Source organism: Loktanella sp. D2R18 (assembly GCF_003318235.1).
In the GTDB taxonomy this organism is placed as follows: domain Bacteria; phylum Pseudomonadota; class Alphaproteobacteria; order Rhodobacterales; family Rhodobacteraceae; genus Yoonia.
Genome location: NZ_QOCG01000030.1, coordinates 1 through 13,989 on the forward strand (window position 1 = coordinate 1; position 13,989 = coordinate 13,989).

General features: G+C 55.1%; 13 protein-coding genes. 8 read left to right on the forward strand and 5 right to left on the reverse strand.

From position 1 onward, the window contains the following. Positions 1-312 precede the first annotated feature (312 nt). The 4 genes from DS901_RS13430 to DS901_RS13445 are packed head-to-tail and all read right to left on the reverse strand — an operon-like array spanning position 313 to position 4,457. Positions 313-1,674, reverse strand: a complete 1,362-nt coding sequence (locus DS901_RS13430; protein ID WP_181820871.1) for an amidase family protein — start codon at positions 1,672-1,674, stop codon at positions 313-315. A 26-nt stretch (positions 1,675-1,700) separates the two neighbouring features. Then, the gene (locus tag DS901_RS13435) at positions 1,701-2,963 is read right to left on the reverse strand and encodes a TRAP transporter large permease (protein WP_113777452.1); all 1,263 of its coding nucleotides are present in this window, start codon (positions 2,961-2,963) and stop codon (positions 1,701-1,703) included. Further along, the gene (locus DS901_RS13440) at positions 2,956-3,429 is read right to left on the reverse strand and encodes a TRAP transporter small permease (RefSeq protein ID WP_181820872.1); all 474 of its coding nucleotides are present in this window, start codon (positions 3,427-3,429) and stop codon (positions 2,956-2,958) included. The genes DS901_RS13435 and DS901_RS13440 overlap by 8 nt, the downstream gene beginning before the upstream one ends. Positions 3,430-3,479: 50 nt before the next feature. Then, positions 3,480-4,457 carry a TRAP transporter substrate-binding protein gene (locus DS901_RS13445; RefSeq protein WP_113777454.1) on the reverse strand — a complete coding sequence of 326 codons (978 nt, stop codon included), beginning with the start codon at positions 4,455-4,457 and terminating at the stop codon, positions 3,480-3,482. 264 nt (positions 4,458-4,721) lie between these two features. Here DS901_RS13445 and DS901_RS13450 point away from each other — a divergent pair, with 264 nt between their 5' ends. Further along, positions 4,722-5,681: a LysR family transcriptional regulator gene (locus tag DS901_RS13450; RefSeq protein ID WP_113777455.1), complete on the forward strand. Its 960-nt coding sequence runs from the start codon at positions 4,722-4,724 to the stop codon at positions 5,679-5,681. Here the strand turns inward: DS901_RS13450 and DS901_RS13455 are convergent. Further along, complete coding sequence (locus DS901_RS13455; protein WP_113778027.1) at positions 5,673-6,170, reverse strand: RidA family protein; 498 nt, start codon at positions 6,168-6,170, stop codon at positions 5,673-5,675. The two genes, DS901_RS13450 and DS901_RS13455, sit on opposite strands and share 9 nt — an antisense overlap. A 584-nt stretch (positions 6,171-6,754) precedes the next feature. Here DS901_RS13455 and DS901_RS13460 point away from each other — a divergent pair. The 7 genes from DS901_RS13460 (at position 6,755) to DS901_RS13490 (ending at position 13,948) form a co-directional block, all read left to right on the forward strand. Then, complete coding sequence (locus tag DS901_RS13460) at positions 6,755-7,156, forward strand: MerR family transcriptional regulator (protein ID WP_181820910.1); 402 nt, start codon at positions 6,755-6,757, stop codon at positions 7,154-7,156. 37 nt (positions 7,157-7,193) lie between these two features. Beyond that, entirely contained in the window at positions 7,194-8,972 is a 1,779-nt protein-coding gene (locus DS901_RS13465; protein WP_113777457.1) for an acyl-CoA dehydrogenase C-terminal domain-containing protein, read from the forward strand. A gap of 87 nt (positions 8,973-9,059) precedes the next feature. Beyond that, complete coding sequence (locus DS901_RS13470) at positions 9,060-9,689, forward strand: glutathione S-transferase family protein (protein WP_113777458.1); 630 nt, start codon at positions 9,060-9,062, stop codon at positions 9,687-9,689. A 73-nt stretch (positions 9,690-9,762) separates the two neighbouring features. Continuing rightward, positions 9,763-10,170, forward strand: coding sequence for a membrane protein insertion efficiency factor YidD (yidD, locus tag DS901_RS13475; RefSeq protein WP_113777459.1), 408 nt, complete (start codon positions 9,763-9,765; stop codon positions 10,168-10,170). 54 nt (positions 10,171-10,224) lie between these two features. Next, a complete protein-coding gene (locus DS901_RS13480; RefSeq protein WP_113777460.1) occupies positions 10,225-11,436 on the forward strand; it encodes an acetyl-CoA C-acetyltransferase in 1,212 nt (403 codons plus the stop codon). Position 11,437: 1 nt separating this feature from the next. Continuing rightward, positions 11,438-11,722 (forward strand): hypothetical protein, encoded by a 285-nt coding sequence (locus DS901_RS13485; protein WP_113777461.1) that lies wholly within the window; start codon positions 11,438-11,440, stop codon positions 11,720-11,722. Between the two features lie 30 nt (positions 11,723-11,752). After that, complete coding sequence (locus DS901_RS13490; protein WP_113777462.1) at positions 11,753-13,948, forward strand: 3-hydroxyacyl-CoA dehydrogenase NAD-binding domain-containing protein; 2,196 nt, start codon at positions 11,753-11,755, stop codon at positions 13,946-13,948. The last annotated feature ends 41 nt before the right edge of the window (positions 13,949-13,989 follow it).

The following is a 13,989-nucleotide window of genomic DNA, read 5'->3' on the forward strand; positions in this document are numbered from 1 at the left end:
CGAAATGGGGCTTTCGTCCGCGATGCGGTCATCGGGCTGAGAAATTGAACCAATCAGCCTTCGCAGACGCAGCTAAGGTTCGGTTTGAGCCCATTTTGCCGATTTTCCGCAACGCGGCTAAAGTCTGCTTTCAGGAACTGGGAGTTTTGAGCTCAGTAAGTTTCCACACAGCCGACCTTGGTCATCCAGTAATCACGCTGCAGCGCTCCCTTCTGCGGGGACACGTTGCAAACGTAAAATTAAGTAGATTCTGAAAATAACGCAGAGCCGACCGTTTCTTTGCTTTCATCTCTAGGTGCTCGAAAAATGGCCTTAGTCGACCAAGCTGCGTTCAATAGTGTGGCAGTGGTTGAGCAGTTTCAAATCGTCAGAGTTCGCCATCGAAAACAGCACTCCGATCGGCGTACCGTTTTTCGCGTGACCCGCAGGAATGCTGACACCCGGCATTCCCAGATAATTTCCCAACATCGTGTTGCGTAAAGCGAGCAAATTCGTCTGTATGAAATAGTCGTTATCAGCTTCAAGCGCGGCAATCGATGGTGCGGTGATCGCGACCGTTGGGAAGACCAAAATGTCTTGACCTAGATCAGCGGCAACAGCGCGTTCAAGACGTGCACGGGCCCACTGCAGTTGGATGTAGTCCTGCGCGGAAAACTGTGTGGCGGTTCCGATGCGTTCGCGCACCCGTTGATCCATTTTGTCGGCATCGGGGCCAGCCAGCAGGTCTTTGTGCAGTGTCGCGGCCTCTGCCACGGTGAGCGTGCCGTGCTTGGCGAACAGGGCGACTACGTCGTCAAAGATCGGGAACGCGCGGCGGGTGATGGCGTAGCCAGCGTTTTCAAGTTTCTCTAGCGCATGACTGAAACACGCGGCGACCTCAGGTTCCAACCCGTCCATGACCACGTTTGTTGGGACGACAAGGTCAGGTTTTTTGGTTGACCCTGTTGGGATTTCTTGCGGTGTCTGGCCCCGCAAAATGGCGTCGAATGTGACGATGTCTTCAACCGAATGCGCAAAACTGCCGACTGAATCCAGGCTTTCTGATAGCGGGAAAATGCCCGTCCTGTCATAATGGCGCTGGCTGGATTTGAAGCCAGTGATCCCGCAGAATGATGCGGGGACGCGTACAGAACCCGCTGTGTCCGTGCCGATGGCCAGCGGCACGAGGGACGCGGCGACCGCAACCGCAGAGCCTGCTGATGAGCCGCCCGGTGCCAAGGGGTCGTCGCCGGAGTGCGGGTTCACGGGGTTGCCAAAATGCGGGTTCAACCCAAGGCCGGAATAAGCAAATTCCGACAGGTTGGTTTTGCCGATGCAGATCAGCCCGGCCTTGGTGCAGTTTTCATAAATGACCGCGCCCCGCGCGGGTGGGGTTGCGTGTTCATAAACTGCACTTGCAGCCGTGGTGGGCGTGCCGGGGATATCAACCAAGTCTTTCCATGCGACGGGGATACCATCCCAATGGCTGAGCAGCTGACCAGCCTTGCGGCGCGCATCGCTTTCGCGGGCGGCGGCCAGCGCAGTCTCTTCAGTCAAGATGATGAATATCGCGTCGTCCCCTTGGGCCTTGATCGCGGCAAAGCAGGCTGTGACCAGCGCTTCGGATGTTAGGTCGCCAGCAGCAAGGCGGGCGGCCAGTGCTGTTGCAGTTACAGCAGTCAGGTCAGTAATCAATTCAGGCTCCGAGCAGGTTGAGGGGGTCACACGAACAGCGTGATGACCGTGGGAAAAAGGATCAGCAGGATCAGGACGATCAGATAGGCCCCGATGTAGGGCAGAGCACTTTTGGAGATGTCTTCCATGCGCGACCCCGATAAGCGGGCTGCAATAAACAGGTTCAGCCCGACGGGTGGGGTAAAGTTGCCCACGGCCAGCGCGATGACGGTGAAAACGCCGAAATAGATCGGGTCGATACCGACTGCGGTGATTAAGGTGCCCAGTGTAGGAACCAGCAACACAAGGGCTGCGACGTTGTCCAGAAACGTGCCCGCGATCAATAGCAGCACAAGAATCATCGCCATGATCAGCGTCGGATTTGAGCTGATATCAAGGATGGACGCTGCGACGGCCTGTGGCAGTTGTTCGGCGGTGATGATATAGGAAAACGCGTTCGCTGTGCCCATCAGATACATAACAATCGCGGAGCTGATGGCGGTGTTGATAAAGATCGGCCCGAGGGATTTGATCGTGATGGAGCGGTAGACGAACATGCCAACGATAAGCCCATAGAGGCAGGCGACAGCGGCGGATTCAGTTGGCGTAAAGATGCCGCCATAGATGCCACCAAGGATGATTGCGGGCATGATGAGGGCGAGGCTGCTTTCGGCGATGACCTTGCTTGCCTTTACATCGGGGTTCACAGGTTCACCCGCCAGCCCTTGGCGTTTTGCGAGTAGATAATTCACCACGCCCAAGGCCAGCGCAATGACAATGCCCGGCAGGATTCCTGCGATAAACAAATCGCCAATCGAAACATCTGCGATCGTGCCATAAATTACCATGGTCAAGCTGGGCGGAATGATGAGGCCGAGCGCGCCTGATGACGCAACCACAGCACCCGCAAATGCAGGTGCGTAACCGCGATTGACCATGGACGGGATCAGGATTGACCCGATAGCGGAGGTCGTCGCAGGCGCAGAGCCGGAGATGGCACCAAAGAACGCAGACGCGCCCGTCGACATTTGCGCAAGCCCGCCGGGATAGCGGCCAAGGGCGAGACCTGCCAGTTTGACCAGCCGTTCGGAAATTTGCGCGGCGGCCATGATGTTGCCTGCCAGCAAGAACAGGGGGATGGCAAGGAAGGGGAATGAATTCAGTCCGTTAAACAGCTTTTGCGGCACGATGATCAATGGGATCGGGCTGGCGAAATACAAGGCCGCTACGGACGCGATGCCAAGTGAGAATGCGACAGGTACGCCGAGAAGCAGCAGACCGAACAGGGCGATAAAGAGAATCTCAGTCATGGCGTTTGGCCTTTAAGAACTGGCACATTTGCTGTTCTGCGAGAAAGACCAACGCGAGGATTGAGCCGACAGGAATGGCCATCGTGATGTAGCCGACCGGTATTTTGGCGGCAGGCGAAGACTGGCGCATGGCGCGTATGGCAAGGTCGTAGCCCTCAGTTGCGATGAGGCACAAAAAGCCCGCGAGGAGGACAAAAATCATGATATCTGCCAGCCGTCCAACGGACACTGGTAACTTGTTTTTCAGGATATCCATCGCGATGTGGCTGTTGGAGCGGAATGCCACGGCAGCCCCTAAAAACACCGACCAGATCATTGCGTAGATCGACAGTTCACTGGCCGCCGCGAGAGAAAAATTGAATATGAAACGGCTGGCCACCTGAGCAGTGACCAAGGCGAACACCGAGAACAAACACAATCCGGCGACGATACGGACGACAGTTTCCAACAGATCAAACAGTTTCATGGGTAGCCTCCGTTCGGCCCGCAGACACATCGCCTGCGGGCCGGTTTGGGTTAGTCGGCAAGTTGTGTTTGAATTTCTTCAATTATGCCAGCGTCGAGCGTTTGCTTAAACATCTCAATCACAGGTGCCGTTGCTTCGCGGAATGGTGCTGCGTCAACGTCGTTGATCTGGTTGCCAAGTTCAGCCAGTTCAGCCCATTGCGCGTCTTCCAGATCGTTCACCATCTGCAAATGCACGCCGGCCATTTCAGTGGCAGCCGTCAGAATGATTTCACGATGCTCTTCAGACAGGGACTCCAACAGGGCTTCGTTCATGATCAGCGGTGAGCCGAGGTAGATGTGGGCTGTGCGCGATGTGTATGCCTGAACTTCATAGAACTTCTGCGTCAGGATGTGGGCTGGCGGGTTTTCCTGTGCGTCGGCGGTGCCGAGCTGCAGCGCGGAATACAATTCACCAAAGGAAATCACGACAGGGTTTGCACCCATGGCTTTGAAGGTTTCAACGAAAACCTCGCCTTCTGGAACACGGATCTTCACGCCTTCAAGCTGGGATGGGCCGGTGATGGGTTGCACGTTGTTGGTGATGTTGCGCAAGCCGCCCATCCACCAACCGATGACAACAGCGCCTGTGCCGTCCATCTTTGCCTCAAGCTGATCACCGACGGGGCCCTCAAGCACTTCGTGTACGTCATCCAGCGACGAGAACAGGAATGGCAGGTTCAGAATACCCATGTCCGGCACCCAGTTGGACAGCACGGTGTCCGACACAAGGAAGATGTCTTGCGTGCCCAACATGGTGCCTTCGACGGCTTCAAGCTGTTTGCCCAACTGGTCAGCCGGGTAGACGTCGATTTGGATTTCACCATCTGAGCGCTCACTGACCGTTTCGGCGAACAGTTCGGAAATGGTTTGGTAGTGGTGGGTCGGCGCGCCAGTGTGGCCAAGACGCAAGGTGACGTCTTGGGCGTTCGCGGCGCTGGCGAGCAGAGTCGACGCGGCGAGGATGGAAGCGGTTGAAAATAGTTTCATAAGGGTTTCCTTTGTTGGACAGGATGAAAACAAGCAGTGTTTTTCTTTTTATAAGGCAGGCACATTCGGGTCAGTCGCCCCGAATGCGCCAAACAAACAAGAGCATGACGGTTGCAGGTCAAGCGCCCCCTGGATCGTTTTACCAACTATGGCATTGCAAATTTTGAAGAAGGTAGCATTAACTTGCGACGCAGGTGTTGCCAAATCGGCAACGGATGTCATCGAAATTTGGGTGATATTTGTGCGAAAAAACAGGGCGACGCTATGAATTTAAACGGTTTGAAATATTTCTTGGAAGTCGCGAAGTGCAAATCAATCCGGCGTGCATCTGAACGCCAACATGTAGCGGCGTCTGCCATCAGCCGTCAGATTTCCGCGTTAGAACATGAACTAGATTGCGTGCTTCTGGATCGCAGATCTGACGGGGTGAGGCTGACCGAAGCGGGTGAGCGGTTGTGGGCGCATGGGTTAAAGATCGAGGCGCAGTTGCAGTTGGTGCAGTCGGATATCGACGATCTACGCGCCCTGCACCGCGGCGCGATCCGCATTACGACCGTTGAGGGGATTACGGAAAATTTCTTGCCGGACATTTTGACGGAATTTAATGACCTGTACCCTGATGTGACATTTGAAATTACGGTGGCCAGCCGCGATGAAACGGTGGACGCCCTTGATCGCTACGAGGCGGATATCGGGTTCGTGTACGATTTCTCGAACCACCATGCGATAGAAACAACGGCCCATTGTCACCAACCGCTGATGGCGTTTGTGCCGCCGGATCACCCACTCAGCGATGGGCGTGAGATTGAACTGGCGGAACTTTTGACCTACGCCCACGTTTTGCCGGACGACAGTTTCGGCATTTCCCAGCTGATCAAACGCGTGGCGAAAAAGGAAAAGGTTGCGGTGTTACCTTGCGTACGCAGCAACCTATTAAATTTTTTACGCAATTACGCGCTGCGCAATCAGGCCATTATGTTTGTGCCGCTTCAGGGGGTGTATAGTGAGGTGAGCAACGGCACCATCGTGCCGGTCAATCTAAACTGTGCGGCGCTGGCCCATCGCCGCCTGTCTATTGCGCGGCGTCGGCAGCGGGCCTTGTCCCCGGCAACGGAGCTATTTGCCACGTTTGCCGAGGGTCGTTTTTCGCATTGGGAGGCCTTGGATGCGCAGGCGCTTTTGGCGGCCCAGCAAAAATGGTGGACCCAGCCGCCGTCATTCTGATTTGAGTAGAACCGTCATTTCGGCCTCGACCGGTGCATCCAAGCCAAGCTCGTTCTGGAACAAGGCCGCGCGCGCATGCTTTCCACGTTCTGGCCCAAGCAGTTCGACATAAAGGTCGGATGCGCCATTCATCACCAGATGTGCTTCGGTAAAGCCGGGCGCAGAATTAACGTAGCCGACCATTTTGACAATACGTTCTATACGGTCCAAATCGCCGATGACCATCTTCATCAGGGCCAAATGGTTTAACGCCATCAACTTAGCGGATTCATAACCTTCGGCAATGCTCAGCTCTCCGCCGAGCTTGCCTTTGATGGGCATGATGTCTTTGTCGTTTTCATCACGGATCGTGCCCAAGGTGCCAGAGACATACAGCATGTTTCCAACCTTAACCGCAGGCAGGTAGTTCCCGATGGGGCGCGGGGGTGGCGGCAATTGCAGTCCAAGCGCTTCCAGTTTCTGTTCGATAACGCCCTTGGTCTCTGTCATGATCATTCCTCTTTCTGGGTATGAACCTATCATTAGTTTTCGGGCGTCGGCGCGGGAAGAACGCATCAGGTAGGGGAGCTTTGCCGAAACGGCAACAGCGTGGTTACGGGTTCAAAATAGTGAACAAAGACCAGGTCGCGAAGGCCGAGACCAAGGATGCTCAGTCTTAAGCAAGACAAATTGCGGTCTCAGACGGTGTCCGTTTTTATACAGCCCGACCGAACGCAGTGCTGTTGAAGAGAATGGCGCCTTTCCCAACCCATCCTACTTTTTTGCCGCATCAGAAGCCTGTAGAAAGCGGCCATTGGTTGAGAACGCTCCAAGGCCCGAAAAGTCCCGCATGGCGGAATTTGACTCAGCAACAACCAAGGTCGGCTTTGGGCAAGAAACGCGTGACGTTTCGTCCCGTATTCGAAAACCCCCGCCCGATATTTTATTGCGCATTCCCTAGCGTCATCTTCGCTTACCTTTCGTCAGCTTCAAAATGACGCCACGTTCCGTTTACGTTAACGTCACCTTTGCTTGTAAGGTAGGCCTCATATCCGCAGGTGCATGGCAGACCATGTAACTAAGGAACGAGTATGATGACGACCGAAATGATGAACATCCGCGAAATGTGCGACGCCTTTGATGTAACCCCGCGTACGCTACGTTTCTACGAATCTAAGGAACTTTTGTTCCCAACCCGCGAGGGCCAAAAACGGCTTTTCTCGAAACGAGACCGCGCGCGGTTGAAATTGATTCTACGCGGCAAACGCTTTGGTTTCAGCCTAGAAGAAATCCGCCAGCTGCTAGACCTTTACCACATGGACGACGGCCAAGAGGCGCAGCTTTCAAAAACCTATGTCACCGCTGAACGTCACCTTGCCGATATGGAGGCGCAACGCGCCGAATTGGACGAGGCGATTTCAGAATTGAAAGAACAAATGGCCTGGGGGGCTGCTAAGCTTGCCGAACTTGGCCATCGCAAACACGACGCGGCCTAAACAGCCACGCATCACGCCTTTAGGGAGAGAGACGACAATGCCAATTTACAACGCACCGACCAAAGACCAACAGTTTGTCCTGCATGATCTGCTGAAAGTCAGCGAACAAGATATTCCGGGCTACGAAGACTTGGATCGCGATTTTACAGGTGCTGTACTTGAAGAATCTGGCAAGGTCGCCACGGCTGTTTTGCACCCGCTGAATGTGGCCGGTGACAAAGAGGGCTGTGTACTTGAAAATGGCGTTGTGCGCACCCCGACCGGCTTTAAGGCCGCGTTTGAACAGATGAAAGAAGGCGGCTGGACCGCGATGGATTGCGATCCTGACTACGGTGGTCAAGGCCTGCCCTACGTCATGAACTGCGCCGCGCAAGAACCGTTTGTATCCGCCAACATGGCATTCAACATGTATCAGGGCCTGACCCACGGTGCCTATTCCGCGATCCACGCGCATGGTACTGATGCGCAGAAACAAAAGTTCCTGCCAAAAATGGTATCGTGCGAATGGACCGGCACGATGAACCTGACCGAACCGCATTGCGGCACCGATCTGGGCTTAATGCGCACCAAAGCCGCCCCGCAAGCGGACGGTAGCTATAAGATTTCCGGCCAAAAGATTTTCATCTCAGCTGGCGATCACGACATGGCGGATAACATCATTCACCTTGTCCTTGCCAAAATCGAAGGCGGACCCGAAGGCATCAAGGGCGTGTCCTTGTTTATCGTCCCCAAAGTGATGGTGAATGACGATGGAAGCCTTGGCGAAGGCAATGCTGTGTCTGTTGGCTCGCTCGAAGAAAAGATGGGCATCCACGGCAATTCCACCTGCGTGATGAACTATGACGGCGCGACGGGTTACCTGTTGGGGACGGAACACAAAGGCATGCGCGCCATGTTCACAATGATGAACGAAGCCCGCATCGGCGTCGGCCTGCAAGGTTATGCCCAAGCAGAAAGCGCTTATCAAAACGCAGTGGCCTATGCCAATGACCGCCTACAAGGGCGCGCCGTAACGGGTGCGGAAAACCCAGACGGCCCGGCCGATCCGCTGATGGTGCACCCTGACATTCGTCGCAATCTCATGGATCAAAAATCATTCGTCGAAGGCGCACGCGCATTCACGCTGTGGGGGTCGAACCTGATCGACCGCGCGCACCGCAATGGCGATAAAGACGCTGATGGGCTGATCTCATTGCTGACACCTGTGATCAAAGGTTTCCAAACTGACAAAGGGTTCGAATACGCGATTGCCGCGCAGCAGGTTTACGGCGGTCACGGCTATATCGAAGAATGGGGCATGTCCCAATACGCCCGCGACGCGCGTATCGCGATGATCTACGAAGGGGCCAACGGCGTGCAAGCGCTTGATCTTGTTGGTCGCAAACTGGCCCAAGACGGCGGCAAACATGTCCTGGCCTTCTTTGAGATGATCAAAACCTTTATCAAAGAAAACGACGGGAATGAAGCACTGAAGGCCGATTTTCTTGATCCGCTGAAAGCCGCCAGCAAAGACCTGCAAGCGGCGGGCATGTATTTCATGCAAAACGGGATGAAAAACCCGAACCATGCGCTCGCTGGGTCATACGATTTCATGCACATGCTAGGGCATGTTTGCTTTGGCTTGATGTGGGCGAAAATGGCCAAGGCCGCGATGGAAGCATTGGAAGGCGGCGCATCTGACACCGCATTCTATGAAACCAAAATCGCGACGGGTCGTTACTATATGGCGCGCCAATTGCCAGCCACAACCATGCATCTTGCCCGGATCAACACCGGGGCAGATACGGTCATGGCGCTGGATGCTGCAAACTTCTAAGGTCATAGGGGGTGCCGCGATTTTGCGGCGCCCCCATCCGATGATCCCCATGGGGTATCGGGCACAAAAGGTTTGGAGGCCTGCACTATGACCATGAAATTGCATTGCTTTGGCGAAAGCGGCCATTCGTACAAAGTTGCGATGGCCCTATCGATGATGGACATCGAATGGGAACCTGTTTTCATCGATTTCTTCAACGGCGGATCGCGCAGCCCAGAATACCGCGACCTGAACATCATGGGCGAAGCGCCAGTGCTACAAGACGGCGATCTGACGCTGACGCAATCGGGGGTGATCCTTGATTATCTTAGCTCAAAGACCGGAAAAATGGGCGGGCGGTCCGCCGATGCGCGCCGCGAGGTCCTGCGTTGGATGTTCTTTGACAACCACAAAGTATCCAGCATCGCGGGCATTCTACGGTTCCAGATGAATTTCCTGCCCGAAGAAAAACGCAACGCCGATGTGATCGCTTTCCTTACCGGACGGCTAACAGGCGCGCTTAAAACAATGGACGAACAACTGACCAATCACGCATGGCTTGCTGGCGACGATATCACCGTCGCGGATCTGTCCTGCGCAGGCTACCTGTTTTACCCCGAAGCGTTCAACTTTGATCGCAAAGATTACCCCCATGTCGACCGCTGGTTGGATGCCATCGCAGCCCAACCCGGTTGGAAACCACCTTATGAACTAATGCAAAAGGCGTTTCCCGCTTGAACTATAGTCCTATCATATACACCTCTTGGATAAGACAGGCACATAGAGGCCTTATAAACTCTGGGGATCAATCATGTTCACGCGCGCAGCTTTGGGCGGCATCTGGCTTTACCAAAGATATGTCTCGCCCCACAAAGGGTTCCGATGCGCGCATTCTGTCGTGCATGGAGACGCAGGCTGTTCCGGCTATGCCAAACACACCATTCGCCAGCACGGGCTATTCCAAGCTATCCCAATCATGCGGCAACGGCTTCGCGACTGCAAAGCAGCATATAATACGCTGCGAGAGCGAAAGTCAGCGGACGAAGAGCAAAAAACCAACGCGAAAAAATCCGATAGCTGCGCCAAGCAATCTCGCGACGGGTGCTGTGATGCTGTGGCTTGGGAAAGCTGCGACGGCTGCCTTTCGAGCGCTGGCCGGATCATTCCAGGGGCTTCAAAACCCTGCGACGCCGATTGCGATTTCTGTAGCTGCTTCTGATCGACGCCTGTCGCACAACGATTTCTTAATTCAAAAGATCCACCGGAGGAAACTATGACCGAAGCCTATATCTATGACACCGTGCGCACCCCGCGCGGCAAAGGCCGCAAGGACGGCAGCCTGCACGAGGTGACGTCCGCGCGGCTTTCTGCTGGCGTTCTGAATGCGCTCAAAGAGCGGAACAATCTCGAAGGCCACGCCGTTGAGGATGTGATTTGGGGCAATGTGACCCAAGTGGCCGAACAGGGCGGCTGCCTTGCACGGACGGCTGTTTTAGCTTCGGATCTTGATCAATCCATTCCCGGCCTTGCGATCAACCGTTTCTGTGCATCTGGCATGGAAGCGGTCAATCTAGCCGCGAACCAAGTGAAGGGCGGCGCAGGCTCTGCCTATATCGCGGGCGGCGTCGAAATGATGGGCCGCGTTCCAATGGGGTCTGACGGGGCTGCGATTGCGGTTGATCCATCCATCGCGATGGACACCTATTTCGTCCCCCAAGGGATTTCCGCCGATATCATCGCCACCGAATACGGGTTCACCCGTGAAATGGCCGATCAGCTGGCAATGGAAAGCCAAAAACGCGCGGCGGCGGCTTGGGAAGACAACCGTTTTGCCAAATCCATTGTGCCTGTGACAGACATCAACGGGCTCCCCATTCTGGATCGCGACGAATACATGCGTCCCGGCACCGACATGCAATCGCTTGGCGGGTTGAACCCTGCGTTCCAAGCGATGGGCGAAGTCATGCCCGGCTTTGATAAAGTTGCGCTGATGAAATACCCGCACCTGGAAAAGATCAACCACATCCACCACGCTGGGAACTCTTCGGGTATCGTAGACGGCGCGGCGGGCGTACTTATCGGATCAAAAGAATACGGCGAAGCGATGGGGATCAAACCGCGCGCGGTGATCCGGGCCACAGCCAAAATAGGCACCGACCCAACCATTATGCTCACCGGCCCTGTGCCCGTGACCGAAAAAATCATGAAAGACAGCGGCATGTCGATTGCCGACATCGATCTGTTCGAAGTGAACGAAGCCTTCGCATCGGTCGTTTTGCGTTTCATGCAGGCATTCGATGTCGACGATAGCAAAGTCAACGTAAACGGCGGATCAATCGCGATGGGCCACCCGCTGGGCGCCACGGGCGCGATCATCATCGGCACATTGCTGGACGAGCTAGAGCGCACAGGCAAAGGCACAGGCCTTGCCACGCTTTGCATCGCATCCGGCATGGGTGCAGCCACGATTATTGAGCGCATCTAACATGGCATTCACGCATCCCATCGGTGAAGAACATCCGTTTCCAGCTGTCTTTGCCTTGGCGCAGGCCGAAGGCTTTGCGCGGCTCGAAATGGTGAACGTCTATGATGGGGCGTTGATCCGACTGTTTTGCAAAAACCCGGACCTCGTTTTCCGGCTGCAAGGCGATCCGGGCAGCGCGATGGATCGGCAGACATTCGACTATTACAAACACATCACCGTCGAAGCCACCACCCCGCATGACATGCTTGCAACACTGAAATCCCACATCGCTGAGAGCGGCGCATAGACAGCGCCCCCAGACGAAAGGAGACACTTAATGACTGACTTTAAAATGAAAACAGACGCAGACGGCGTCGCAATCATAACTTGGGACGTGCAGGGTAAATCCATGAACGTCATGACGCTAGAGGCATGGCCAGTGCTTGATGGTCTGATCGACGACGCGCTCGCCGATGACGCGGTCAAAGGCATCGTGATCACCTCTGGCAAAGACAGCTTTGCTGGCGGCATGGATCTGAACGTCATTGCCAAGATGAAAGAAAGCGCGGGCGACAATCCTGCCAAAGGCCTGTTCGACGGGTTGATGGAAAGCCACGCAATCCTGCGCAAGATTGAGCGCGCAGGCATGGATGCGAAAACCAACAAAGGCGGCAAACCCATCGCAGCCGCCCTGCCCGGCACAGCGCTTGGCATTGGTCTAGAAATTCCACTGGCCTGTCACCGCATTTTTGCCGCCGACAATCCCAAAGCCAAAATCGGTCTGCCAGAAATCATGGTCGGCATTTTCCCCGGCATGGGCGGCACCACCCGGCTGTCGCGCAAATTGGGCGCAATGGGCGCATCGCCCCTGCTGCTCGAAGGTAAGCTGAACGACCCGAAAAAAGCCAAGGCGGCAGGTGTCGTTGATGAAGTCGTCCCTGCGGATGAATTGCTGTCCGCTGCCAAAGCATGGGTTCTGTCAGAACCTAAAATCGTTAAGCCATGGGATGAAAAGGGCTATAAAATGCCCGGCGGTGCACCGTACCATCCGGCAGGTTTCATGACCTTTGTTGGCGCCTCTGCGATGGTCAACGGCAAGACCCAAGGTGCATTCCCCGCAGCCAAAGCCCTGCTATCCGCCGTCTACGAAGGCGCATTGGTGCCATTTGACACCGCGCTAAAAATCGAGGCCCGCTGGTTCACCAACGTGCTGATGAACCCGTCATCCTCTGCGATGATCCGCAGCTTGTTCATCAACAAGGAAGCGCTGGAAAAAGGGGCCAACCGCCCTGCTATTGCAGACCAAAAGGTGCAGAAGGTTGGCGTGATCGGCGCTGGCATGATGGGCGCAGGCATCGCGCTTGTGTCCGCTCTGGCAGGCATCCAAGTCGTCTTGATCGACAATACGCAAGAGGCCGCTGACAAAGGCAAAGCCTATACCACCGCGCATCTTGATAAAGGCATCGCCCGCAAGAAAACCACGCCAGAGAAAAAAGAAACAGTGCTTGGCCTGATCAACGCAACAACCGATTACGCAGCACTGGCTGGCTGTGATTTGATCGTTGAAGCCGTATTCGAAGACGTGGGCGTCAAGGCCGAGGTCACCCAAAAGGTTCAAGCTGTTGTTGGTCCCGATTGCATCTTTGCAACCAACACATCGACCTTGCCGATCACCGAATTGGCCAAAGCATCGAATGACCCTGAAAAATTCATCGGCATTCACTTCTTTAGCCCGGTCGATAAAATGCTGCTGGTCGAGATCATCAAGTGCAAAGAAACGGGCGATGTGGCCGTGGCCAAGGCGCTCGACTTTGTACGTCAAATCCGTAAAACGCCGATTGTCGTCAATGACGAACGGTTCTTTTATGCAAACCGCTGCATCATTCCGTACATCAACGAAGGTATTCGGATGGTGAAAGAAGGCGTGGAACCCGCGCTGATCGAAAATGCAGCAAAACTGCTTGGCATGCCATTAGGTCCGCTGCAACTGGTTGATGAAACCTCTGTTGATCTGGGCGTCAAAATCGCAAAGGCGACCAAAGCTGCGATGGGCGATGATTACCCTGATGGTGAAGTTGACGATGTTCTGTTCTGGATGTTCGACCAAAACCGTCTGGGCCGCAAATCCAACAGCGGCTTCTACGATTACGATGCCAAGGGCAAACGTACCGGTCTTTGGGAAGGCCTCGCAACGCAGTACCCTGTTGCGGATGACCAACCAGATCTGACAACCGTGCAGCACCGTCTGATGTTCGCGCAGGTTCTCGAAGCTGTACGCGCGCTGGAAGAAAACGTGCTCGAAGACATCCGCGAAGGCGATGTTGGCGCGATCCTTGGTTGGGGCTTTGCGCCTTGGTCGGGAGGGCCGTTTAGCTGGCTCGACATCATCGGTGCGCCCTATGCGGCCGAACGCTGTGACCAATTGACCGAAGAATTCGGCGCACGGTTCACAACCCCTGCCCTGCTGCGCGAAATGGCTGACAAAAGCCAAGCGTTCTACAAACGCTTTGGGCAGGACACCAAAGCAGCCTAAGGCACAAAACATCTAAAACTTGAAACGCGCCTTGCTTGCAG